21 protein-coding genes are annotated in these 23,925 nt (G+C 63.6%); 3 read left to right on the top strand and 18 right to left on the bottom strand.

Features of this window, described 5'->3' with window-relative positions:
- Positions 1-52: 52 nt before the first annotated feature.
- The 7 genes from A3K89_RS21260 to A3K89_RS21230 form a co-directional block, all read right to left on the bottom strand.
- A complete protein-coding gene (locus A3K89_RS21260) occupies positions 53-1,450 on the bottom strand; it encodes an aspartate ammonia-lyase (RefSeq protein ID WP_068430314.1) in 1,398 nt (465 codons plus the stop codon).
- Positions 1,447-2,214: a D-glutamate cyclase family protein gene (locus A3K89_RS21255; RefSeq protein ID WP_068430311.1), complete on the bottom strand. Its 768-nt coding sequence runs from the start codon at positions 2,212-2,214 to the stop codon at positions 1,447-1,449. Before A3K89_RS21255 ends, A3K89_RS21260 begins: the two co-directional genes overlap by 4 nt.
- Positions 2,211-3,521, bottom strand: a complete 1,311-nt coding sequence (locus tag A3K89_RS21250; RefSeq protein ID WP_068430309.1) for an MFS transporter — start codon at positions 3,519-3,521, stop codon at positions 2,211-2,213. The genes A3K89_RS21255 and A3K89_RS21250 overlap by 4 nt, the downstream gene beginning before the upstream one ends.
- A gap of 152 nt (positions 3,522-3,673) precedes the next feature.
- Positions 3,674-4,561, bottom strand: a complete 888-nt coding sequence (locus tag A3K89_RS21245; RefSeq protein WP_157105401.1) for a biotin-dependent carboxyltransferase family protein — start codon at positions 4,559-4,561, stop codon at positions 3,674-3,676.
- Positions 4,558-5,196, bottom strand: a complete 639-nt coding sequence (locus A3K89_RS21240; protein WP_068430306.1) for a 5-oxoprolinase subunit B family protein — start codon at positions 5,194-5,196, stop codon at positions 4,558-4,560. The genes A3K89_RS21245 and A3K89_RS21240 overlap by 4 nt, the downstream gene beginning before the upstream one ends.
- Positions 5,193-5,975, bottom strand: a complete 783-nt coding sequence (locus tag A3K89_RS21235) for a LamB/YcsF family protein (RefSeq protein ID WP_084423924.1) — start codon at positions 5,973-5,975, stop codon at positions 5,193-5,195. Before A3K89_RS21235 ends, A3K89_RS21240 begins: the two co-directional genes overlap by 4 nt.
- Positions 5,972-6,667, bottom strand: a complete 696-nt coding sequence (locus A3K89_RS21230; protein ID WP_068430303.1) for a GntR family transcriptional regulator — start codon at positions 6,665-6,667, stop codon at positions 5,972-5,974. The genes A3K89_RS21235 and A3K89_RS21230 overlap by 4 nt, the downstream gene beginning before the upstream one ends.
- A gap of 352 nt (positions 6,668-7,019) precedes the next feature.
- Between A3K89_RS21230 and A3K89_RS21225 the strand changes: the two genes are divergently transcribed.
- The 3 genes from A3K89_RS21225 (at position 7,020) to A3K89_RS21215 (ending at position 9,417) form a co-directional block, all read left to right on the top strand.
- Positions 7,020-8,057: a T3SS (YopN, CesT) and YbjN peptide-binding chaperone 1 gene (locus tag A3K89_RS21225; protein ID WP_157105400.1), complete on the top strand. Its 1,038-nt coding sequence runs from the start codon at positions 7,020-7,022 to the stop codon at positions 8,055-8,057.
- An 89-nt stretch (positions 8,058-8,146) separates the two neighbouring features.
- Positions 8,147-8,986 carry an adenylate/guanylate cyclase domain-containing protein gene (locus tag A3K89_RS21220; protein ID WP_174551488.1) on the top strand — a complete coding sequence of 280 codons (840 nt, stop codon included), beginning with the start codon at positions 8,147-8,149 and terminating at the stop codon, positions 8,984-8,986.
- Between the two features lie 65 nt (positions 8,987-9,051).
- The gene (locus tag A3K89_RS21215; RefSeq protein WP_254303616.1) at positions 9,052-9,417 is read left to right on the top strand and encodes a hypothetical protein; all 366 of its coding nucleotides are present in this window, start codon (positions 9,052-9,054) and stop codon (positions 9,415-9,417) included.
- An 81-nt stretch (positions 9,418-9,498) separates the two neighbouring features.
- Here A3K89_RS21215 and A3K89_RS21210 read toward each other — a convergent pair whose 3' ends face one another.
- The 11 genes from A3K89_RS21210 to A3K89_RS21160 all read right to left on the bottom strand — a co-directional run bounded on the left by A3K89_RS21210 (position 9,499) and on the right by A3K89_RS21160 (position 23,842).
- A complete protein-coding gene (locus A3K89_RS21210; RefSeq protein ID WP_068430296.1) occupies positions 9,499-9,687 on the bottom strand; it encodes a hypothetical protein in 189 nt (62 codons plus the stop codon).
- Positions 9,684-10,493 carry an NmrA family NAD(P)-binding protein gene (locus A3K89_RS21205; RefSeq protein WP_068430293.1) on the bottom strand — a complete coding sequence of 270 codons (810 nt, stop codon included), beginning with the start codon at positions 10,491-10,493 and terminating at the stop codon, positions 9,684-9,686. Before A3K89_RS21205 ends, A3K89_RS21210 begins: the two co-directional genes overlap by 4 nt.
- Positions 10,494-10,495: 2 nt before the next feature.
- Complete coding sequence (locus tag A3K89_RS21200) at positions 10,496-12,442, bottom strand: hydantoinase B/oxoprolinase family protein (RefSeq protein WP_068430290.1); 1,947 nt, start codon at positions 12,440-12,442, stop codon at positions 10,496-10,498.
- Complete coding sequence (locus A3K89_RS21195; protein WP_068430287.1) at positions 12,442-14,541, bottom strand: hydantoinase/oxoprolinase family protein; 2,100 nt, start codon at positions 14,539-14,541, stop codon at positions 12,442-12,444. The genes A3K89_RS21200 and A3K89_RS21195 overlap by 1 nt, the downstream gene beginning before the upstream one ends.
- Positions 14,542-14,739: 198 nt before the next feature.
- Complete coding sequence (locus A3K89_RS21190) at positions 14,740-15,378, bottom strand: SRPBCC family protein (protein ID WP_068430284.1); 639 nt, start codon at positions 15,376-15,378, stop codon at positions 14,740-14,742.
- Positions 15,375-17,843, bottom strand: coding sequence for an aerobic carbon-monoxide dehydrogenase large subunit (gene cutA, locus A3K89_RS21185; protein WP_068430281.1), 2,469 nt, complete (start codon positions 17,841-17,843; stop codon positions 15,375-15,377). Before cutA ends, A3K89_RS21190 begins: the two co-directional genes overlap by 4 nt.
- Positions 17,840-18,475 carry a (2Fe-2S)-binding protein gene (locus A3K89_RS21180; protein WP_068430278.1) on the bottom strand — a complete coding sequence of 212 codons (636 nt, stop codon included), beginning with the start codon at positions 18,473-18,475 and terminating at the stop codon, positions 17,840-17,842. The genes cutA and A3K89_RS21180 overlap by 4 nt, the downstream gene beginning before the upstream one ends.
- Complete coding sequence (locus A3K89_RS21175) at positions 18,475-19,374, bottom strand: FAD binding domain-containing protein (RefSeq protein WP_068430274.1); 900 nt, start codon at positions 19,372-19,374, stop codon at positions 18,475-18,477. Before A3K89_RS21175 ends, A3K89_RS21180 begins: the two co-directional genes overlap by 1 nt.
- Before the next feature lie 80 nt (positions 19,375-19,454).
- On the bottom strand, positions 19,455-20,873 hold the full coding sequence (locus tag A3K89_RS21170) for a uracil-xanthine permease family protein (RefSeq protein ID WP_068430271.1): 1,419 nt from the start codon (positions 20,871-20,873) through the stop codon (positions 19,455-19,457).
- 144 nt (positions 20,874-21,017) lie between these two features.
- Positions 21,018-22,667: a helix-turn-helix domain-containing protein gene (locus A3K89_RS21165; protein WP_254303615.1), complete on the bottom strand. Its 1,650-nt coding sequence runs from the start codon at positions 22,665-22,667 to the stop codon at positions 21,018-21,020.
- A gap of 95 nt (positions 22,668-22,762) precedes the next feature.
- Positions 22,763-23,842, bottom strand: a complete 1,080-nt coding sequence (locus tag A3K89_RS21160) for an XdhC family protein (RefSeq protein WP_068430269.1) — start codon at positions 23,840-23,842, stop codon at positions 22,763-22,765.
- Positions 23,843-23,925 lie beyond the last annotated feature (83 nt).

The raw sequence follows: 23,925 nt of genomic DNA, 5'->3' as shown, positions 1-23,925 counted from the left end.
GAATACTGCTCATGTCATGAGCATGCAAATGCGCATGTCATGAGCAGTATCACTACCGTCGACCCGTAAGGGCTTGCGGCGACAGCAATTTCGCGACGTCGTCAGGCGTCAACAAGCCGGATTCCACGGCCAGCTCGGCGACAGTCCTGTCCGACGACAGTGCGCGTGCCGCGAGTTCGGTGGCCGCGTCGTACCCGATGTGCGGATTCAACGCGGTGACGACGCCGGCAGATCGCTCGACCGTCGCGCGCATGCGGTCGACGTTCGCGGTGATGCCAGGGACACATCGATCCGCGAGAGTGCTTGCAGCATGGGACAAGTGCGTGATCGAGTCGAGCAGCTTGTGCGCGATCAACGGCTCGAACGCGTTCAGCTGCAACTGGCCCGCTTCGGCGGACATGGTGATCGCGAGATCGTTGCCGATCACCTCGTACGCCACCTGCGTCACCACCTCGGGCACAACAGGGTTGACCTTGCCGGGCATGATCGACGAACCCGCCTGCACCGCCGGCAGATTGATCTCGCCGAGACCGGCACGAGGTCCAGACGACAGCAGTCGCAGATCGTTGCAGATCTTCGACACCTTCACCGCCGTGCGTTTCAGCGTGCCCGAAATCTGCACGAACGCACCGACGTCCTGCGTTGCTTCGAGCAGGTCGGTGGCCGTCGTCAACTGCAGACCGGTGAGTCGACTCAACTCGGACCGTACCAGTTCCGCATAACGTGGATGCGAATTGAGGCCGGTGCCGATTGCCGTTCCGCCGAGATTGATCTCGTCGATCAGACGTGCAGCCTCACCGAGTCGATGGATGTCCTCGCCGATCATGACGGCGTAGGTGCCGAATTCCTGACCGAGCGTCATCGGCACCGCGTCCTGCAGCTGCGTGCGGCCCATTTTGATGACGTCGGCGAACTCCAACGCTTTCGCCGCGAACGCCGCAGCCAGATGAGCCATCGCCGCTTCGAGATCCGCGAGCGTCGACCGCACGGCGATCTTGACCGCCGTCGGATAGACGTCGTTGGTGCTCTGCCCCAGGTTCACGTGCTCGAGCGGGTGGATGAATGCGTAGTCACCACGACTGCGCCCCAACAACTCGAGGGCTAGGTTCGCGATGACCTCGTTCGCGTTCATGTTCGTCGACGTGCCTGCGCCACCTTGGATGACGTCGACGACGAACTGATCATGCAGGGAACCGTCGGCGATCTCCATGCAGGCCGCGATGATCGCGTCCGCACGTTCCGCGTCGAGCAGCCCGAGTTCTTTGTTCGATTGCGCCGCAGCTGCTTTCGTCAGCGCAAGCGACCGCACGAGCGCCGGGTACTTCGCGATCGCAACCCCGGTGATCGCGAAGTTCTCCAGCGCCCGCAGGGTATGCACACCCCAGTAGACGTCCGACGGCACGTCGCGATCGCCCAGCAGGTCGTGCTCGCTGCGGAACGAGTCCGTCATGACACGACCGCGTCGAGCACCAGCATGTGACCGGGGTAGTGCGTCGCCGCATACGCGAGATCGGCTGTGCCGAGTGCCAACTGAGGCGTGACGCCGCAATCCCAGAAGACGGGGATCTGCCCCTCCCCCACTCCGGCGAAGATGCCGAAGTCGGGACGGGAGATGTCGTCGATACCGAGGGAGGCCGGATCGCCGATGTACACCGGTGCACCGTGACCGGTCGGGTAACGACCGGTCACGGTGACTGCCTCGTCGACCAGATCTGCATCGACCGGTCGCATGCTGACGGCGAGGGGTCCGTCGAACATGCTTGCAGCTCCGGCAGTTCGGAGGATGCGATCGGTGATGTAGACCGGCGGCGCGGTCGTGGCGACGGGAATGCCTGCGCGACGCAGCGGCCCGTCGAAGGTGTGGCTGCACCCGAGCACGAAGGCGACGGAGTCGTCCTTCCACCAGGCGCTGAGGTCGTTCGGCTCGTCGACGACGGTGCCGTGATCCCAGACTCGGTAACGCGGGAGCATCGTCGAGATGTCGACGGTGCAGCCCTGGTACGTCATGGTCGGGTCACCGGGCTGCGTACGCCCGAGGACCGGACACACCGTCGGATGCGCGGCGCAGTACTCCTCGAAAGCCGCTGCGGCACTGGCCGGCACGACGACGAGGTTGGCCTGCTGATGGTCGTCGAGCAGACCCGCTGTGGCCGTGGTCCATTCGCCCGACGCGATCCGCGTCCGCAAGTCCAGAGGCGAGGCAGGCGCTGTCACAGCAGAGCCTCCTTCGAGGACTCACGCACCGTCGTGAGGGTCACGAGCGCGAGCACCGCGGCGAAGATGAGCAGGAAGCCGGGCATGAGCAGGTTGTCCGTCTTGGAGATCAACCACGTCGCGAGGTACGGCGTCAGACCGCCGCCGATGATCGTGCCGATGTTGAACGCGAAGGACAGACCGGTGTAGCGCACCCGCGTCGGGAATTGTTCTGCGTAGGTCGGGTACGTGACCGACTGGACGATCGGCATCGGCAGTGCGAGAACGACCATAGCGCCGACGGCGAGAGCGAAACTTCCCTGATCCATGACGATCATCGCGGGCAGAACGAGGATGGCGTAGCCGAGGAAGCCGATGGTGATGATGCGCTTACGGCCGTGCTTGTCCGACAAGCCACCGAAGATCGGCATGAGCGTCGCGACGAACAGGCTGATGGCACCCATGATCCAGAAGGTGTTGGACTTCGAGTAGCCGAGGTACGTCGTCAGGTAGATGTTCATGAAGATCAGGCCGACCCAGTAGCCGGTGTTGGAGCCGATTGCCAGGAAGATGACCTTGAACAGTGCACCGGTGTGCTCGGTGAAGACCTCACGCAGAGGCGTCTTGGCCGGCTTCTCCTTCTCGGTGACGGCGAGGAATTCGTGCGAATCCTCCAGCTTGCGACGCGCCATCAGCGTGACGACGATGAGCGGCAGGGCAAGCAGGAACGGGATACGCCAACCGAAATCGCGAAGTTGGTCGTCGGACAGGATCGTGCTCGTGAGGCCTGCGACCAGTGCGGCGGTACCGCCACCGATGGCCACGCCGACGGGGGTGAAGGCACCGAAGAATCCGCGACGGCCGTTCGGTGCGGATTCCGCGAGGTACGTCGCCGAGCCGGTGACCTCGCCGCCGGCGAAGAAGCCCTGGGCGAGACGGACGAGAAGCAACGCGAGAGGCGCGAGAATGCCGATGGATTCGGCCGTGGGCAGCAGGCCGACGACGGCAGTCGCGGTACCCATGCCGACCACGGTCGTGATCAGAACGGGCTTACGGCCGATGCGGTCACCCAGGCGACCGAGGACGATGCCACCGAGCGGACGCATCAGGAACGCGCTACCGAACACGGCGAGCGTCGACAGCAGGGATGCCGTCGGGTTGCTGCTGGGGAAGAACAGCGGACCGATGACGACGGCGAGGTACCCGTACACACCGAATTCGTAATATTCGACGGCTGTGCCCGCTGCGGCCGCGACTGCTGCGCGCCGCGCGTTCTTGGGCTTCACGTGGTCCTCGGGTGGGGTGAGAGACCCAGGTACGGTGGTCATGGAATGTCTCCAGTTCGGTGAAAGTCGGTGACGTTCGCGGTAGACGGGCAAGTCGAGTCGCGGGCGCACTGATGAATGGGCGACGGTTCCCTGGAGCCCGTCGGCAGGATTGCCGTCCTGCTGATGGCCTTCGGGATCGTTCTGGTTGTCGGTCAGAGAGAGTTGGAGAACGTGACGGTGGATCCGACGGCGGCTTGGCCGAGCAGATCCAGATCGTCCTCCGTGACCACCCCGATGACGGGATAGCCTCCTGTCACGGGATGATCGGCCAGGAACACGATGGGCTCCCCGGATGGGGGAACCTGTATCGCGCCCAACGCCATTCCTTCACTGCGAAGGTCGACCGAGCCGATGGTCAGTGGCTCGCCGGTCAAACGGATGCCGACGCGGTTGCTGTTGGCACCCACTGTCCAGCTGGTCGATACCAGAGCTTGTTTGTCTTCCACGCTGAAGAGCGAATCTCTGGGTCCCCACCGAAAGCGTAGCTGCACAGTACCTTCCGGGTACCGGGAGCGTGCAAGTTCGAGTGGAAGTTCTGGGGCGGTCGTCGTCGGACCGAGCTTGTATTCGTCACCCGCTGCGATGGCGGCGGGGCCGAGACCCGACAGGGCGTCGCTGCTCGCGGATCCGAACGTCGTGTCGGCACGGATGCCGCCCGAGATCGCGACGTAAATCCTCAGGCCCGCAGCCGGACGTCCGACCGAAAGGCGCTGACCTGCAGCGAGATAGACACGCTGCGGCTCACGCACGACACGGCCGTCGACGCGCACCTCCACCGGCGCACCGGTGAGCGCGACGTAACGCGGACTCGTGACGGTGAACGACAGTCCGCCGAACAGGTTCTCGAACACGGCAGCATTCTCGGCGTTGCCGACGAGTCGATTGGCCAGCGCTGCCGCAGCACGGTCGACCGGGCCCGACGCGGTGATACCGAGGTGGGCGTATCCCGCGCGGCCCGCGTCCTGGATGGTCGTCGAGGCACCGGGGTCGAGGATGCAGGCAGCGACTGTCTGCGTTGGCTTTTCGAGAAGTGTAGTCATCGGATGACCCTTTCGAACACGATGCGGTCCCCGACGGCCAGCCGACTGGGGTTGTCCCACTCGGTGTTCCACAACACGGCATCGGTGTGCCCGATGATGTGCCACCCACCAGGCGTACGACCCGGGTAGACGACGGTTTGCGTGCCGGCGATTGCGATGGCACCGGCGTCGACCTTCGGTCGTGGCGACGTACGACGCGGCAGCGCCAACTGGTCGGGGCAGCCGTCGATGTACGCGAAACCCGGTGCGAAACCGAAGAATCCGACGGTGTGGGTTGCAGCAGAGTGCATGTCCGCTACGTCCTGGACGGTCATGTTCAACGCTGCGGCGACGTCGTCGAGGTCCTCGCCGTCGTAGACGACCGGGATGGTGACGGTGTTGCCGTGATGCTGTTCCGTGGCCTGGGTCAGGCTGGAATTCTGCACGAGGCCTCGGATGTGGTTCTCCAGCACGGGCATGTCGTGGCTGCGGTGCGCGATGAACAGAATCGAGGCGGCTGCCGGGACGACGTCCTGCAGCAACGCTGCCCATTCGCTACGACGTACCGCGGCGATCCACGCCGGGATCACCTTCGGCTCGAGGTCCACGAGCCATCCGCGGTCGCCTGCGCGATGCAGGGTGTCGAGCTCGATCACGGGCGCCGTCCGATCGGGCTCAGACCGAAACCGCTGTCGGCCAGCGCCTTACGCGTCTGCGTTGCGATCTCGACGGCGCCTGCGGTGTCGCTGTGCACGCACAGGGCAACCGCGTCGTACGACGGCGGGAGCACCCGCACGGTGTCGCCGTCGACGGACACCGTCTCGCCGGTCTGCACCATCTTCACGGCCCGTTCGGCGGCAGCCTCGGGCTCGGTGATCAGCGCCGCCGGATGACGACGGCTGACCAGCCGAGCTTTGGACGTGTAGTTGCGATCGACGAAAAGCTCTGCGATCGGCTGGATTCCGGCGTCGATGGCCTGGGTCCAGACCTCGGTGTCGTACTGGCACAGGATAGGCAGCGTCGGGTCGACGAGCGTGACGGCCTCGACGATGGCGCGGGCATGCCCGGCGTTGTCCGCTGCCACGTTGTACAGCGCGCCGTGCGCCTTGAGGTACGTGACCTCGGTGCCGGCGACACGGGCGAAGGCCTGAAGGGCGCCGATCTGATAGACGAGGTCGTTGACGAGCGTCGACACCTCGACGTCGATGAAGCGACGACCGAAGCCGGCCAGGTCACGGTAGGAGACCTGTGCGCCGATCGAGACACCCCGCGCAGCAGCCTCTTTCGTCGTCCGACGCAGGATGTCGGGGTCGCCTGCGTGAAAGCCGCACGCGACGTTGGCTGCGCTGACGGTGTCGAGCAACGGGCCGTCGTCCATGATTCCCCAGACACCGAATCCTTCGCCGATGTCGGTGTCGATGTGCACGGCGGTCACAGTTTGGCCCTCCAATAGGTGTTCATGTCGTCGGCCGAGTTCTCCCAGGCCCGGTGCAGGCCGGTTTGCCCACCTTCGATGTGGGCCAGGATCAGATCGGCCAAGGCGGTCGCGTCACCACTGGAGAGCGCGTCGACCATGCCTTTGTGTTCGCACTGCACGCGCTCGTAAGCGTTCGTGCCGTGCACGTAGAAGCGGGAGTACGGCTCGAGCCGGTGGTACATCTGCGCGATGATCTCGTAGCGCATCGGTAGCCGCGACAGCCGATACATGTCGAGGTGGAACGACAGATTGGTGCGTGACCACGTGTCCGCGCCGGTGTCGCCGACGTTGTCCATCGCCTCGGCCATGGCCTCGAAGCGAGCGATGTCGCGACGAGAAACCCGCTCGACGACGTGCTCGGCGAAGCTGGGCTCGATCAGACGTCGGAGGTCGTAGATCTCGTCGATCTCCTCGATGTCGAGCGCGGTGACGAAGGTTCCGCGGCCACGTTCGGAGCGCAGCAGACCCTCGCCGACCAGCGTGCGCATCGCCTCGCGCAGCGGAATTCGCGAGACGCCGAAGCGATCTGCCAACTCCTCCTGCACCAGCCGATGGCCGGGCGGGTACACACCCTCGACGATCGCGGTGCGCAGGTCAGCGGTGAGATCACCGCCCTCGGTGTGGTGTGGGCCACGAACTGTTGAAGCCATATACATTGTATACACTGCATCCAGAGGGCTGCGGAACCACTTTCCCGATTTTGTCCGAATCCGTAACGGAACCGACCCGTCGCGTAACACGGGCGATACAGAGGGGCCCCAACCACACCGGGCGGTACGCCCCGGGTTCAGTGATGCTCATGCCGACTCGATTCCTCGATTGGATCCGCCCGGCATGGCGGCGAAGATCGTCGACCAATGGGTCATTTGTGTGAATGAACGACGACTCCGTCTGTCTCGCTGACATATTCGACGACGGAGTTTGTCGGACCCTCTCGCTACTGTCACTCGTATCGGGAGGATTCGGCCGCACTGCGGCCAACTGTTCACAAGGAGGCTCCTCATGAGCGAGGAACCTGATTTCGACACGCGAGTGACTGCGGCATGGCGGCAGTTCTCGGGCCGGCTCTGCTCGTACTTCATCGACATGAGCGAGAACGACCGGCTTACCATCCACACGGTGCAGAAGGGCCTGTCACTGGTCGTGCACCCCTACGGCGCGGACGCCGTCATCGAAGGCGAACTGCTGAACGCCGTCACGCACGAAGACCGCATCATGCTGACCAACGCCGGTTGGACCAGCGAGGGACCGTCCGAGACCGCACTGAGGCTGAGCGTCATCGGAGACCCTGACGAGGTCGTCGACGCAGTCGAGTTCATGTTGCGCGAACTACGCGGCGTGCCCCATCCGGCGTTTCTCACCGCGAGCATCAACGACGGTGCACCCAAATCGATGTTCGACGACAGCTGGGAGCCCATCAGCGCGCACACCCAACTCGTCGAAGAGGTCGACGTCATGCTCACCTCGATCATGAGCCATCCGCCGGTCAAGGACGACGACGGCGACGTGCCCTTCACGTTCGACGGGCGAACCGCGTTCCTGAGAGTCTCGACGTCAGCAGTGATCGAGTTGTTCACGGTGTTCAGTGTGCACCCCGAAAACCGTTCGGCAACAGCGCAAGCCGCCTGCTACTCCCATCAGTGGCCGGACATCAAGTTCACCGTGGGTGAGCACCATGTCGTCGCGATCCAGCGAGTCGACTGTGCTCCGCTGATCGAAGAGCACCTCGGTCGAGCCCTCGGCACGTTCCTGCGATTCTTCGAAGACGAGGGTGGAAAGATCGCCGCCGAACTGAGCACGGAGCCACCGGACACGGGCATGCCGCCCGAACTGCAGACGATCTTGCACCTCGATACCGCAGACACGCCCCTTGACGCAGAGGATGTTGCCTTGATCTGCGGACAGAACCGCGACAACATCCTCGGGCTCCTGGACGTGTGCGGTGACCACCATCGCGAGTTGTCGACGGCCGATCGGACGCAGGAGCTGCTCCGATCGGCTCTGCGCTTCGTCGTACTCGACCTCCCGCGGCAGAGGTAACCAACCACGTCTGACCCCCCTGGCCTGACCGGGCACATCAGTGCAACGCGCCGGGGGCAATGCTTGGTTCACCAGACCGAACGACGATGATGTTGCCCGTGACCCTGTGGATTGTTGCAACCGGCGTCGAAGCCGCCGCGATCGTCGGTCTCGGCGTGTGGATGATCGTCACCCGTCGGCAATTGAAGAGCACGCGCGACGCGCTCGAACGCGCACGCAGCGATTCGCAGCACAAGCGTCGGCGACGCGGTATCGCACCGATGGCGATCAGAACGGCCTTCCAGACCGCAGACTCGCTGATCAACAAGGGGTTCGGCGCAACGGTGCGAAACTCGATCGAGGATCTCGCCGGATGGGCCAAGGTCGAACGCCCCGACCTGGCCCGGCTGACCGCGGACGGAGACGTCGTCGTCATGTTCTCCGACATCGAGGGCTCGACGGCGCGCAACGAAGAGCTGGGCGATCGAGGGTGGATGAAGCTACTGGAAAGACACAACAGGCTGATTCAGAAGCAAGTCGACGCGCATGGTGGCCACGTCGTCAAGAACCAGGGCGACGGCTTCATGATCGCGTTCTCCGACCCCGAGCAGGCTGTGCGATGCGGGATGGCCGTCCAGGAGGCGCTGCTCGAGAAACCGGATCGCTGGAACGACATTCGAGTACGAATGGGTATCCACACGGGCAGTTCGGTGCGACGCGGCGACGATCTCTTCGGACTCAACGTGGCCATGGCCGCGCGCGTGGCAAGCCAGGCCGAGGGTGGGGAGATTCTCGTCAGCGAACCACTGAGCGTGAAACTCGGTCGTGATATCCCGCTGGGTAGGCCACGGAAAGTCGAATTGAAGGGTATGAGCGGCAGCCACGAGCTGTATCCGGTAGGGCTCCCCGCACTCACGAAATCGAAAGACGATGCTCCAGAACTCGAATGATCATCACGGGTAACGCGTGCTCAGCAATGGCCGATGCACCAGTCGACCCTCGACGATTGGACTGCATGATGATCAAGAAGGTATTTGCCGCCACGGCCCTGGCAGTCGGCGCAACAGCCCTGACCGCAACGCCCGCGTCAGCCGATGGAATTTACGACTCTCCGTTCACCAGCGAGAACACCGAACGCTTCGTCAGCGCATTCGATCCCGCGGCCTATGGTCCACGGGGCAACGACCCCATCATCATCAGCCCGTACGGCACTGGCCAGCCGATCTACAGCTGGAGTTTCCACGGTCAGGGCCAAAGCTGGCAGGTCGATCCGTCAGGCAATGCCCACCTGCTCCGCGGAATCTCCATCCCGACCGGATCATCGGAGGGGGACATCCGGGGAATCTCGATCTTCGACCCCTTCACGATCCTCGACTACTGAGACAAGAATGGTCCATTCATGTTGTCTGACAACATGAATGGGCAGTTCCCGCAGTACGCGTCGTGCGTGCACCCTCACGCGTCACGGCCACAGGTTTCGAATTCGTTCGCATTCGGTGCGCTCGCCGGCCAACACCCAGGCGTCGAAGACGCGGCCTGACACCCACGCGTCACGTTCGCGATCCCGAAGCTCGTCGATCGCCCTGTCGAGTTCTGTTCGATGCAGGAACGTAGCGACCGACCGCAGCAGTCGCTTGACATCCAGATTCACGACGTCGCCAGCTGCTCGCCGACCAACGCCGACTGCCCGAGAACTGCCCTCACACTTGCATCACCCGCGATGAAGTCGTGGTGGTCGTAGAAGTCGAACATTGCGCGCAATCTCGAGGCCGCGCCGACAGGCATAGAGTAACCAACCGTGTTCTGCCACTGGTCGAGAGAGATCTGCTCCACTTCGGCGCCGTACCTCGCGGCCAATTCACGGACCGAAATAGCCTCCGACCCGCCGAGTTCGTATGTCGCACCGTGATGACGCGAGCCCTCGACCAACACTGTCGCAGCGACGGCGGCCACGGCGCGCAGACTGACGAACGAGAATCTGGTGTCCGGGCTGTACGGCAACGTGATTCGTCGAGAATCCCCAGCCATCACCGACGCGAAGTTCTCCAGATAGGCACACGGCTGCAGCACCGTCCATTTCAGCGGGGATCGATGCAGTTCGTCTTCGCACACGGCCTTGTCCATGTGGTGAGGCATCGCCGGACTGAAAGGCCACGCAACAGAGTGGTACACCACGTGCTCGACACCAGCGGATGCGGCTGCTGTCAACACATTTCGCAGTAGACCAGGCTCGTCCGGATGAACATTCGGGGCGATGAAGTAGACGGCACGACAACCCAGTAACGCCTTACGCAGCCCGGCTCCGGTTTCGAGCTCCACCTCGAAGTCGCCCTCGGCTCGCGCCGTGTGCACGATGCGCCGCGCACCCGGTGGCAGCGCGGCGACCACTGCGCTGCCGGTCTTGCCCGCGGCACCGATGACAGCGATGTCGGTGCCGCGAGCAATGCCGTTGTCCATGATCAATTCTGAAGGTAGTCGTAGACGGCCGACGTATCTCCACCGGACAGCCGAGCGTAGCCCGGGCCACGATCGAAGAACGGTTCCTCGTCGCCTCGGTCGGCCCGTAGCCGGTCGCGAAGAGCTACCGTGGCATCCATATCGACGACCGGCTCTACGTCCCCTGTCATGACGACGCCATAATCCTCGCGGGCACCGTCGCGAGACACTTTGCGCCACAAGACGTCACGCAGTACTTCTTCGACGGGTCGGTCGAACGGGTCTCCCCACCCGCCGCCACCGGTGGTACGGATCCGAACGACCTCGCCCGCTCTGATCGGCTCCGCGTCCGTGAGCGCGTCGAACTCCCGCTCGTTGGGGCCGTTCGGATCGAGAGTCACCGAGAACGGCCGCCCGGCCTTGCCGCCCTTGACTCCCCAGCATGCGAGGATCGAGCGATCAGCGATGGACATGAAGTGCGCGTCCTTGAGCATTCGGATGTGCTTTTCGTAGCCCAGCCCACCTCGGTAGCGTCCGGCGCCGCCGGAGTCGATTGCCAGTCCGAGCTTTTCGACGATGAACGGAAAGCGACTTTCGCTGAATTCGGTGGGGAGATTCCGCGAATCAGGCACGACGTGGATTGTGTCCTCGCCGTCCGAATAATACCGGCCACCGGATCCGCCCCCGAGCACCTCACGCATCAGGTACGAATGGCCGTCGAAATCCTCGCCGTAGACGCCGGTGTAGCGAATGGTCTCCTGATCGGCGGGCATGTTCCCGTCGACAGCCTTGGCGACGACGCCTGCGAGCACGCCGAGCAGCCGCAGGATGACGAACGTACGAGCATTCGTCGGCGCCGGGAAGATCGGGGTAATAAGCGTTCCCTTTTCGGGGAATTTCATCTCGATCAGCGGCACGACGCCCTCGTTGACGTCGAGCTCGGCCATCCGCTCGGGCGTATCGGCAAGGTTACGCAGGATCGGGGCAAGCCACTTGATCAGGAAGTTGCCGTCGGCGTAGTCACCGCAGTGATTGATCGGCCCCTTCGCTTGCGGTCCTGTTCCGTTGAAGTCCAGGATCAATCGCTCGCCGCCCTCGTCATCGGCAGAGGTCTTGGTCAACGTGATCCGTTGGGTGTGCAGCATGGGCTCGTCGACGCCGTCGTGCTCCGCGTAGTCCTCCCACGTGTACTCGCCCACCGGGATCTTGCTCAAAATTTCGCGACGGTACGTCTCCGTGGTCGCATCCATCATCGCGTCGAAACAGGATTCGACCGTGTCGACGCCGTACCGCTCGAACAGCTCGGTGAGCCGCCGCGCTCCCATCAAGCATGCCGAGCATTCGGCGTCCAGATCGGCAGCCAGCGCGTCGGGCATGCGGGAATTGCGCGTCATGATGCGCAGTGCTGCCTCGTTGGGTACGCCCTGATCCCACAGTTTGATGGGCGGCACCATCAAGCCTTCCTCGTACACCGTCGTCGCACCGGACGGCATCGAACCCGGGCAGCATCCGCCGATGTCGTCGTGATGACCGAACGCCTGCACGAACGCAACGACTTTCGGCTCCACGTCCGGAGTCACGCGAGCGAACACCGGCACCGTGACGCACAGGTCGGGAAGATGGCCGATGCCGCCTTCGGACAGGTAGACGTCGTTGTGGAAGTAGACGTCGCCGGGCTTCATCGTGTCGAGCGGGAAGTCCCGGGCGACCGGATGCACCAGCGCCGAGTACGAGCGACCAGTCAGCTTGCGTAGATTGCGGTCGTGGATTCCGGCACGGAAGTCGTGCGCGTCGCGGATCATCGGCGAACGTGACGTCCGCGAGATCGATGTCTCCACTTCCATCTCCACACTGGCCAGGTATCCCGCAACGATCTCGACGAGAATCGGGTCCGGGGTTGCGCCGTCGGTGTCGGTCAGCCGGTAGGGCTTGGCCGCGGTCGCGGCGGCAGCATCGAGTACAGCAGTCATCACTTCGCTCCGTTCGAGTCGGAAGTCTTGGAGATTCGGATGTTTCCGTGGGTGTCGATTCGCGCCGAGAATCCCGGGTGGATCGGGACGGTAGAGCTGAACTCCTCGATGACGGCAGGCCCGTCGATCGTGTCGCCTGCTCCGAGTCGTGCGCGGTCGAAGACGGTGGTGTCGACCCAGGAGTCGAAATATGCCTGACGCGAACCGGTGCGGGCCGAGGAAGCCCCTGAGCCGGAAGCAACGGTTCGAGCGGCCGGACGCTGAATGGGTCCGATTCCGCTGACGCGCAGGTTGACCCACTCGACATGCTGCGCGGGATCACCACGGAAGTCGTAGCCGTACAGTTCGCGGTGTGCGTCGTGGAATGCCTCGGCGGCTGCATCCATCGATTCTGCGGTGATCGCGCCTTCGCCGACGGGCACTCGCACCTCGAAGGCCTGGCCCATGTAGCGCAGGTCGGCAGTGCGGGCGTAGCGACGCTGGGTCTCGTCGAATCCCTCTTCTGCCAGCGCGATTTCGGCAGAACCCGCCAACGTGTCGAAGAGCTCCTGCAACTCCGACGCCTGCAGACGGTCATGCCGTCCGACATGGGTCTGCACGTAATCGTTGCGTACGTCGACGGTCAGCAATCCGAAGGCCGATACGTTGCCTGGATCGAGCGGCACGAGCACGTCTTTCAAACCGAGGATGTCGATCAGCTTGCACGCCAGCAGCGAGCCCGAGCCGCCGAACGTGACGAGGGTGAAGTCACGGACGTCGAGGCCGCGCTTGACGGTGATCTGACGCAGCGCATTGGCCTGGTTCCACGCCGACACTTCGAGGATGCCGACAGCGCACTCTTCGAACCTGAGGTTCAGCTCGGAAGCCAACTGCTCGAGCCCTTTCCGCGCCAGCTCGGTGTCGAGTGGAATTTCACCGCCCAAGAGGTGGGGCGGGATACGTCCGAGCAATACGTGCGCGTCGGTGATGGTCGGGTCGCTGCCGCCCTTGCCGTAGCACAACGGTCCGGGATCGGCGCCTGCCGACTGGGGTCCGACGCGGAGCGTGCGTTCCGGCGTCATCCACGCAATCGAGCCACCGCCTGCACCGACGGTCACGACGTCGATCATCGGAATCTTCGACGGATAGTTTCCGACGCGTCCCTCGGTGGTCAGCGCGGGCTCACCGCGGACGACGACGGTGACGTCGGTCGAGGTGCCTCCGCCGTCACACGTCAGCACCTGGTCGACGCCGGCAGCATCGGCGATCAGCGCGGCGCCCAGTGCACCCGCAGCAGGTCCGGACAGAACTGTCGTGATGGGCTGGTGAACAACCTCTTTGGCCGACAGCACCCCACCGTTGGACTTCATGACGTAGAACGGAATGTCGCGTGATTCGCCGTCGGCCGTGGAGAACTCACGCAGACGGTTCGCAATGTTGTTGACGTAATTGCGGATGTTCGGCTTCACCGCGGCATCGACGAGCGTGGTGATGGACCGCTCGTACTCTCGGTACTCACGCAGCACCTGGCTGGAGATGCTGACGGTGGCCTCGGGGAACATTTCGTCGAGGATGTCCCGTACACGCTCCTCGTGCGACGGGTCGGCGTACGAGTGCATGAGGCAGACACCGATGGTCTTGATGCCGTGGTCTTTGAAGAACTGTGCTGCGGCGCGGACGCTGCCCTCGTCGAGCGGGCGAATCTCGCTGCCATCGAACGACAAACGGCCACCCACGGTCTTGACGCGGTCGGCCGGCACGATGCGGTCGGGCTTGACCCAGAAGTAGGAGTTGCCGTAGCCGTCGGGCACGGATTGACGCGCGATCTCGAGGACGTGCTCGTAGCCCTCGGTGGTGATGAATCCGAGGTTCTCGACCTTGCCCTCGAGCAACTTGTTGGTCGCCACCGTCGTGCCATGGCTGACAGCACCGATACTGTCACCGCTCTCACCGAGCTTCTCCAGCACCTTCTCGATGCCGGTGAGGAACCCCTCCGCGGGATCGGAGGGGGTCGACGGGGTCTTGGTGGTGACAATTGCGCCGGTCTCGTCGTCGACTGCCACGATGTCGGTGAAAGTGCCACCGGTGTCGATGCCGATCCGTATCTTCCTGGATTCCACTTCTTCCTCCGTACAATCGTTCCCGATGGGATTGATCCGATCGGCGCTGGCGTGTGATGCCATTCCACAGCGTGTGCGAGGAGGAATCTTTGGCAGATTTCGCCGAACCCGACGGGCACTCTTCGGCGCAGGCTCACGAGCGCACGAAAAACGCCCCGAACCATGGACGATTCGGGGCGAAATTCTTTGTCTACGATGCTATCTGGAGCGTCCTAGAAGTCCACCGATCACCACGCCGGTCAGGGCGATGACGGCACCAGCCGCGGCACTGACGAGCACCGTGCGCGCGTCGGTTCCTCCTGACACCGGCATCGCTCTCGGTACCTGATTCGCCTGCTCCACGACGGCTTCCGAACTCGACGTCACTTCGGACGTTGCAGCAGGCGTCGACGACGGGATTCCGTTGGCGATGACGCCGTCGATGCTCTTGAAGAACACGCCGGCCATCTTCTTCGCGACACCGGTGATCATCCGCTGTCCGACGCCTCCCACCATCCCTCCGACGACTGCATCGGCGTCGTAGGACAGCAGGGTTCCCTGCTCGTTCTCGGTCAACGTAACCGTCACATCGGCTTTGACAGTGCCCGGCGCGCCCGCGCCGGACGCTGTCATCACGAACGAGTTGGGCCGATCCTGTTGCGATAGAACCACTTCACCGTCGTACACGCCCTTGATCGAGGCGACGCCCGCCATGATCGAAAGCTTGTAATGATTGTCGGTGAGTTGTTCGAGCGACTGCACTCCTGGAATCGTCGCGGCCAGTACGCGTCCGTCCTGCAGGTTGTCGTATACCTCCTCGCGGGGTGCCGTGAGCTGTGCGGTGCCGGCGATTCTCATGAATTCTCCTGTGCTGACTGGTGTGCTAGACGAAGTTCGAACAGCTCCGACGGTGAAATCGGCATGGATGTGATCGGGATACCCTCGGCGTTCTCGATGGCTGCGGCGATGACTGCGCTGGTGGGAATGACACCGGCTTCGCCCGCGCCCTTCATGCCCAACGGATTGAGTCCGGACGGCGTCACCGTGTGGTCCATCTCGAGAGAGTTCGGCATTTCGGTGACGAACGGCATCAAGAAATCCATGTACGACGCGTTGAGCATCTGGCCGTGCTCGTCGTAGACGATCCGTTCGTACAGCGCCCCGCCGATCCCCTGCGCCACAGCACCCATGACCTGGCCTTCGACAATGCGCGGGTTGATCACGTTGCCGCAATCGTGGATGACCACGTACCGCAGCACGGTGATCTCCGCCGTGATCGGATCGGTCTCGACGATGGCGGCGTGCACTCCCGACGCGAAGGTCGAATGCGGCGGTGAGTAGTAGCCGGTCGCCTCCAGCCCGGGCTGTTCACCCTCAGGAATCGGTGGCTTGGTCATGTCAGGGTCCGCCTTGGCGAACCCGGTCGCGAGCTTGGACTCACGGTCGAACGCGTAACGTAGCGGGTTGGACAGCACCGCAACGACACTCAGCGGAACCGACGTACCCTCGACCCCCGGCTCCGTCCCGATCCGGCAGACATGGCCAGCGCGGAGCTCGAGGTCGTGTGCATCGATGTCCAGAATTCCCGACGCGATCGTGCGGGCTTTCTCCGCGACCATCTGCGCTGCAACGTGGAACGCCGATCCGGACATTACCGCTCCGCGCGATGCGAAAGTTCCGACGGCATAACCGAATCGCCGGGTATCACCGGTGACGATCTCGACGTCGGAGACATCGACCCCGAGGTCGTCGGCGACGATCTGCGCGAACGCGGTCTGGTGTCCTTGGCCCTGCGTCGTCAATCCCGTTGCAGCCTTGATCTTGCCCGACGTCTCGACGACGACGTGTGCGCCTTCGTACGGCCCGGGGCCTGTCCCCTCCACGTAGGCACCGATGCCGATCCCGACGGTTCGCCCCTCGGCCTTCGCCTGCCTCTGGTACGCGGGAAAACCGTCCCAATCGACGAGCTTCTTCAGCTTGTCGATCCCCGCCTGGTAGTCACCGGTGTCGTAGATGAGCGGGCGCCCGTCCTGGAACATCAGACCGAAGTCGTACGGCATGTCCTCGGGGCGAACGAAATTGATCTCGCGCACCTCGATCTTGTCTTTGCCGAGATGGTCGGCGATCGCGTCCATCGCACGTTCCATCGCAAAGACTGCCTGGGGGCGACCCGCGCCGCGATACGGCGTGACGAGGACAGTGTTGGTGTACAGCGAATAGGCGTCGACACGGAACGACTTCGGCTTGTACGGACCCAGAACCTGTGTCGCGGTGTTGATCATGACGATGATGCCGTATGGCAGGTAGGCACCGTTGTCGTGCCAGAACGTGAAGTCGAACGCCAGCAGGCGGCCGTCGTCGTCGAATCCGATGTCCACCTTCTGGATCTGTCCGCGCTCGTGTGCACTCGAGATGAAGTGTTCTCGACGATCTTCGACCCACTTGACCTCGTTCGAGACGCCGGCGCGGCCGAGGCGTCGGGCAGCCCAGGTGACCATGACCTCCTCGGGCCACGGATGGACGATCTTGACTCCGAAGCCTCCTCCGACGTCGGGAGCGATGCAGTGAACCTTGTTCAGCGCCATGCCGAGACGAGCCGCGATCGCGGCACGTGCCGAGGTGGAGGTCTGAGTCGACGTCCAGAACGTCAGAGCATTCTCGTCACCGTCCCATCGGGCGTAAACGCCCTTGCCTTCCATCGGCATGGACGCCGAACGTTCGATCTCGAGATCGAGTGTCAGACGATTCGGGGCCGCGGCGATCTCGGCATCGACGTCGCCGAATCCGTGTTGCAGGCGCGCGGCGATGTTGTCCGGGACGTCGTCGTGCACGGCCTTGCTCGCGTCACGGGCGGTGTCGATTCCGACGACAGCATCGAGCATTTCGTAGGTCACGTCGATCTTGGCGCACGCGTCCTCGGCGATGTACCGGTTGTCGGCGACGACCATCGCGATTGCCTCACCGACGTGATTGACCTCGTCCTTGGCGAGCGGGTATCCGTTGCGAGGAGCCACGATCGCCGGATGCGGAATCAGCAGTGGGAGGCTCTCGGCCATCTCCTCCGAATCGTCGAGGAGGTCGTCGTAGACGTAGATCGCGTGGACACCGGGAACTTCCAGTGCCGGATCGATGTCGATGTCGACGATCCGCGCGTGTGCGTGCGGCGACCGGACGAATGCGGCGATCAAGGCACCGTGACCGAGGTCGTCGAGATACCGACCCTGACCACTGAGAAGACGCGTATCTTCCTCACGCGGAATGGGTTTGCCGAAGAACTTGGTCGACGAGCCCAGTACCTGTTCGGTATCGACCTGCGTGCTCATGAACGCCCCGCCCTTCCGCCGACGGGCTGCGTGCTCCCCCGCACCTGGCGGTCGAGCGCATCTCGGGTGGCTTCGTTGTCGACGCCGAGCGGGAATTGGCCTGCGCGCTCGCGTGTGATCTCCGCGGCTCGAAGAACCGATGCGCGGATGTTCTGGTATCCGGTGCAGCGACATAGGTTCCCGGCGATGGCATCGGTCGCCTCGTCGTGCGTCGGATTGGGGTTGTCCTCGAGAAACGCGGCGATCGTCGTCACGAAACCGGGTGTACAGAATCCACACTGAAGTCCGTGACAGTCCTTGAACGCCTGCTGAACCGGGTGCAGAGTGCCGTCGGGTTCGACAAGTCCCTCGACCGTCGTGACGGAATGTCCTTCGAGACTGGCCGCGAGCACGAGGCACGACCGGACCGGAGTTCCGTCGAGCAGCACGGTGCACGCACCACAGACCCCGTGCTCGCATCCGACGTGAGTTCCAGTGCAGCGCAGGTAATGTCGAATGGCGTCCGATGCCAGTGTGCGAGACGGGAGCACGACGGTCTCGGTGACGCCGTTCAGAGCGAACGTGACGGCAACATGATGCTCGCCTGTGTCGGCTTGAAGTTCGGACAGTTGATCGTCGATGGACTTCGGCATTACAACCTTCCTACGAGTACGCGATCCGCGCTTGCATCCCGAGCCGCCGCGAATCCGACACGGCTGGTCAGCGCGGACACGAGCTGAGATCGATATGCGGCCGTCGCATGGATGTCGGCATCGGTTTCGATTGTGTCGCGGGCTATTTCGCCGACTGCCCGCCACAGTGGGTCTCGTTCGTCGGTCGCCGACGCGCCGGCAAGCGCGTCGCTGTAATCGACGACGACACCGAGTTCGCCCGCCGAGATGTAGGTCATCCGGGCCGTGATCACGTGCCCGTCGACGATCTCGACCTGCGCGACGACGCCGACCAGCGCGTAGTCGCCGTGGCGTCGGGCAATCTCGTCGATTGCCGTGCCCACACCCGCCCGGGCCGGAGGAACACTCACCGACAGCGCGATCTCGTCGGACTCGAGCGTGCTTTCCAGAGGCCCGGCGAACAGATCGCCCGAGTCGATGACGCGTTGCCCACGTACCGATCTCACGGTTACCTGCCCGCCGAGCAGCGTCAGCACCGCAGGCATCTCGGCCGACGGGTCCGCATGCACGATGGATCCGACGGTCGTTCCGCGATTGCGAATGGTCGGGTGCGCCACCAGGTTCAGTCCGCGGCTCAGCAGGGGCTGAACGTCGCGGGCCTCGGCATGGTTGTACAGCGCGGAATGCGTGACCAGGGCTCCGAACTCGACCCCCGAGTCCGGCGAGACGGTGACGGTGTCCAGGTCGCGCACCGCGCCGATGTCGACAATGTGTGTGGGCGCCGCCAACCTCATCGACAGCAGCGGAACGAGCGACTGACCACCTGCCATCACCTTGCCCTCGTGGGAGACCTCGGAAAGGATGCGGCACGCCTCCTCGACCGTGGTCGGCCGGTGGTACCTGAGCGGCGACGGTTTCATGTCTCGATCCTGCCTGTCATAGTGCTTTCGAAATGTGTGGAGATGTGACAACAGTCACGCCCGCGAGCTGGCAAACTGCGTCAAGTCAGCTGTTTGGCGGGAGGCGCCTCCGGCGACGTGTCTTCCTTTCGAGGCGCGGTGTAGCCGTCGAGCTCGGGGTTGCGGGAGCCGATGAACCGGCAGAAGTGGTACATCACGATGACGACGATCGTGCCGAGTGAGATGCCGCCGAGCGAGAACGTGTCGCTGAACGTCAGGGCGGTGTCGCCGATACCGATGATGAGGCCGGCCGCGATCGGCATCATGTTCAGCGGGTTTCCGAAGTCGACGCCGTTTTCCTTCCAGATCTTGGCACCAAGCAGGCCGATCATCCCGTAGAGGACGACGGTGATTCCACCGAGGACACCGCCCGGTGTCGCCGAGATGAAGGCACCGAACTTGGGCGAGAATCCAAGCAGAATCGCGACGACACCGGCTACGAAGTAGGCCGCCGTCGAGTAGACGCGGGTGGCTGCCATGACCCCGATGTTCTCGGCATACGTCGTGGTGGGAGACCCACCGACGCCACTGGCGATTGCCGTCGCGAATCCGTCACCGGCGAGCGCACGGCCCATGTACGGATCGAGGTCGTCCTTGGTCATCTCCGCAACGGCTTTGACGTGGCCGGCGTTCTCGGCGATCAGCGCGATGACGCCGGGAAGAACGAGCACGACGAACGTCAGGCTGAACGACGGCGCATGGATGCCGACTACACCGCTGGCCTCGTCCGAGAACGGCGGTAGACCGAACCACGACGCCGACGATACCGAGTCCCAGTTGACGCGGAAATGCTCGGTGATCGCGCCGGCATTGGCGTCGTACGAGGTGATCGGGCCGGACACCTTGTCGAGAACCCATGAGACGACGTAGCCCAGAATCAGAGCAAGGAAGATCGCGATGCGTCCCATGAAGCCGCGCAGCGCCACCGACATCACGATCAGAGCGACCATCACCAACAGCGCAACCCATTGATCCTGTGGCCAATACAGCCCCGCGACGACGGGCGCGAGGTTGAAGCCGATCAGCATCACCACCGCTCCCGTGACCGCCGGCGGCAGCAGTTTGAAAATCAACCGTCCGCCGAGGAAGTGAACGGCGACGCCGATCAGGCCGAGGACGAGGCCGGACACCAGGATCGCGCCGGTCACTTCCGCCGACGTTCCACCCTGGGCGCGAATGGCGGCGATACCACCGACGAAGGCTGCCGACGTTCCGAGGTAACTGGGAATTCGCCCCTTCACGACCAGAAGGAAGAAGATGGTGCAGAAGCCCGACATCATCACGGCCAGTTGAGGATTGAGCCCCATGATAATCGGGAAGACGAAGGTCGCGCCGAACATAGACACGACGTGCTGGCCGCCCAGTCCGATGGTCCGTCCCCAGCTGAGTCTCTCACCGGGAGCGACGACTTCGCCGGGAGCGACCGTTTTACCATCTCCGTGCAGGGTCCAAATCGGCATGATCGGCCTTTCGTGCAGAGGAAGGCGGTTCGTACTCTGTGTTGCAGCTCACAAACCGCCCCTGATGCCTCTGAACGCTATTACAGCCGATCGGGGGCGACGTGATGACAATCTGACAGATCGAAGACCCTCGGATTGGCAGGATTAGTGATTGATGCCGCGCATCGCGATTATCTTCAATGCTAGGGACAGGTCCAGTCGCAATTCCGGCTGCGCAGTGAACGAGCCCAACATTTTCTCGAGCTTTACGACTCTGTAACGCAGTGTGTTGTAGTGGAAGTGGAGCTTGCGAGCAGTCTCCGCGATGTTGATGTTCGTCGCCAACAACACCTCCAGAGTGTTCCGCATGTCCTGCGCCTCCGCGGTGTCGTCGGTGAGTTCGCGCAGCGTCTCTCGAGCGAAGTTCTCGAGTTCGTCCTCGTCTTCCACGAGGGACAGCAAGCGATAGACGCCGAGATCGTCGAAGTTGGTCAGCGACCACTGGCCCGAAATGCGGCGCCCCACAGTCAAAGCCGTTCGTGCCTGACTGTAGAGGGCAGGCACTCCGTCGGTGGTCTCCGCTGTTCGAGACACCCCGACACTGAACGGCCTTCTGCCACCGCCGCCTTCACCCCGGACCACACTGACGAGGTCACGCACGAGTGCCATCGTGTCGTTGCCGACGCCCATGACGATCACGGTCTCGCCCGTCAGTGCCGTCACCGCCGCACCGGGATCTCGATGGGCGATCGCACCCGAGAAAGCCATGGCCTGACGGTCGACGACCGGAAGCCGGTGCGTGGAATTCGTCGACTCGTCCAGTACTGGATCGGGCTCGATACTGACGACAACCAGCGGTCGGTCGAAATCCCACCCGAACGTCTTCGCGTGCGTGACAACATGTTCGGTATCACCGGCACGGCCCACCATCAGATCGTGGATGAAGTTGGCTCGATGCCGCTCTTCGACGGAGGCCACGGCCTGTTGACGCGTGACTACAAGGGCACACACCGCTGCGGCGCGTTCGACGAGATACAGATCATGCTCGGTCATCACGCGATCCCACGTGAACAGAGCCAACCGTCCGTGATCGATGTGGTTGGCCGAGACCGCCGCGATCGCGCCCGAATGACCGTCGAACACGTGCAGTCCGAGTCCACCTTCGACGGTGTCGGTCCGCAACCTACCGGTGGAGTCGAGAGCGGGGCTCGTCGACAACCGCCTCCGTCCCGCGGCGTCACCGGCGCGGCTGATCTCGCGGCCGTCCGATGTGGTCAGCAGTACTGTTCCGTTCAGCTCACGCGCCGCGACTCCGGCCAACTCTGCCAGGCCGCCGCCGGCCATGACGACATCGACCAGCAGTTTTCGCACTCGCTCTGCCTCGAACATGGCCGATACCTGCGTTTGCTCCACTGCGACGCGGCCGCGGGACAGTGGGTGATCCCCGTCGCCGTGGAACGCGACGATGGGCAGACCGACCTGTGCGGCGGCATCGATCATCTCGGGTTCGAGGTTCCACCCGTCACCGTCGAATTGCACTGCGAGCGCGGCGACTCCGCGCGAGCTCAACCGGCCGATGAACGCCGTCGCAGATTCGGTCACCAGGCCCAGGGTGCGGGGCGTCGTGATCAGGAGTTGGCCGCGCCTGAGCCAAGGTCCGATGTCCGGGACCGCCATGAAACCGACCCGTCGCACGTCTACTCCGTCGACCTCCCCCACGACGATCGACGACGAGGGCAGCAACGCAGACCGGAGAAGTTCGGTGAGGGCCTCTGCTTCAGGAGCTTCAGGAATGGAGACGGACCTGACAGACACTGGGCGGGCACCTCGGATTTCATTTCACTCGCGAAAAGGGGGATTCGCGAAGAGACGATCCTAACGCTCACCGGCCGGCGCGGCAGGACATTGGGTTACGCGGATGAACTGAGACCGTGAATCGGACCGCGGCGGTGACGCAGTTCCTCACCGGTCGCCCGGTTCATCGTCTTGGTGACCTCCGCCAGCACTGCCAATGCGGTCTCCGCAGGGGTACGGGAGCCGAGGTCGAGGCCGATGGGTGAGTGTAGGCGCGCACACTGCTGCGGCGTGATGCCGTGGTCTTTAAGAAGGCCGACGCGTCGCTCATGGGTGGATCGGCTACCCATCGCGCCGACGTACCCGGCGTCGGAGCGCAGGGCGAGGTTCAGCAGCGGGATGTCGAACTTCTCGTCGTGGGTCAGCACCACGATGGCCGTGCGTGAATCGACGGGCGCGGTCGCCAGAAACCTGTCCGGCCACATGACGACCACCTCGTGTGCCGCCGGAAACCTCGCGGGCGTCGCGAACACCGGCCGCGCGTCGACGACGGTGACGTGGTAGCCGGCGAAGACTGCGAGAGTGCTTACGGCAGAGGCGAAATCGATTGCACCGAACACGTACATGCGCGGCAGGGGTGCGTGTATTTCGACCAGTATGTCCTGGTCGGTTCCGAGACGCGCAACGACGACGTCCGACTCGCCGCCGCGCAGTCTCGCTTTTATGTCCTCGATGTTCCGACTCGGCAGCGGCAGGTCACCCTGGTGGTTCTCGGTGTCGACGACGAGGTGACGCGACGGCCCGCCGTCGACGAGAGTCGTCAACACCGCGACCGGCCGATCCGATGCAAGACGCTCGCACACACCCCCGAAGCTCGGCCACTGTGAACCGACCAGTTCGACGAGGACTTCGATCCTGCCGCCGCACGTCAGCCCGACCCCGAATGCGTCGTCGTCGCTGACGTCGAAGGTCTCGATGCGCGAGTTGCCGTCGGCAAGAACGTCACGTGCGGTCTCGTACAGCGAGCTTTCGATACAGCCGCCCGACACACTCCCGACGACCTCGCCGTTTCGGTTCACGGCCATCGCAGCACCGGGCCGACGCGGAGACGAACGCCAAGTGCGCGTCACCGTCGCGAGTGCGAACGACTCGCCGCTGTCGAACCAGCTGTGTACAGCAGCAGAAATATCCCGCACCGTCTCTTACCTCCGCTCGCTGACCTTCGGCCTCACGGTAGCCGTAGCAGCCAGGTCGTTCGGTCACAGAAGTCGCCTAAAAG

Source organism: Rhodococcoides kyotonense (genome assembly GCF_001645385.1).
Taxonomy (GTDB): Bacteria; Actinomycetota; Actinomycetes; order Mycobacteriales; family Mycobacteriaceae; genus Rhodococcoides; species Rhodococcoides kyotonensis_B.
This window is presented reverse-complemented; position numbering and strand designations above follow the sequence as displayed.

Bases quoted from the DNA above. Each gene is read 5' to 3' on its own strand.
- A3K89_RS21260 (WP_068430314.1), bottom strand. From the start codon at position 1,450: ATGACGGACTCGTTCCGCAGCGAGCACGACCTGCTGGGCGATCGCGAC.
- A3K89_RS21250 (WP_068430309.1), bottom strand. From the start codon at position 3,521: ATGACCACCGTACCTGGGTCTCTCACCCCACCCGAGGACCACGTGAAG.
- A3K89_RS21245 (WP_157105401.1), bottom strand. From the start codon at position 4,561: ATGACTACACTTCTCGAAAAGCCAACGCAGACAGTCGCTGCCTGCATC.
- A3K89_RS21230 (WP_068430303.1), bottom strand. From the start codon at position 6,667: ATGGCTTCAACAGTTCGTGGCCCACACCACACCGAGGGCGGTGATCTC.
- A3K89_RS21225 (WP_157105400.1), top strand. From the start codon at position 7,020: ATGAGCGAGGAACCTGATTTCGACACGCGAGTGACTGCGGCATGGCGG.
- A3K89_RS21220 (WP_174551488.1), top strand. From the start codon at position 8,147: ATGTTGCCCGTGACCCTGTGGATTGTTGCAACCGGCGTCGAAGCCGCC.
- A3K89_RS21215 (WP_254303616.1), top strand. From the start codon at position 9,052: ATGATGATCAAGAAGGTATTTGCCGCCACGGCCCTGGCAGTCGGCGCA.
- A3K89_RS21205 (WP_068430293.1), bottom strand. From the start codon at position 10,493: ATGGACAACGGCATTGCTCGCGGCACCGACATCGCTGTCATCGGTGCC.
- A3K89_RS21200 (WP_068430290.1), bottom strand. From the start codon at position 12,442: ATGACTGCTGTACTCGATGCTGCCGCCGCGACCGCGGCCAAGCCCTAC.
- A3K89_RS21190 (WP_068430284.1), bottom strand. From the start codon at position 15,378: ATGAGAATCGCCGGCACCGCACAGCTCACGGCACCCCGCGAGGAGGTA.
- cutA (WP_068430281.1), bottom strand. From the start codon at position 17,843: ATGAGCACGCAGGTCGATACCGAACAGGTACTGGGCTCGTCGACCAAG.
- A3K89_RS21180 (WP_068430278.1), bottom strand. From the start codon at position 18,475: ATGCCGAAGTCCATCGACGATCAACTGTCCGAACTTCAAGCCGACACA.
- A3K89_RS21175 (WP_068430274.1), bottom strand. From the start codon at position 19,374: ATGAAACCGTCGCCGCTCAGGTACCACCGGCCGACCACGGTCGAGGAG.
- A3K89_RS21170 (WP_068430271.1), bottom strand. From the start codon at position 20,873: ATGCCGATTTGGACCCTGCACGGAGATGGTAAAACGGTCGCTCCCGGC.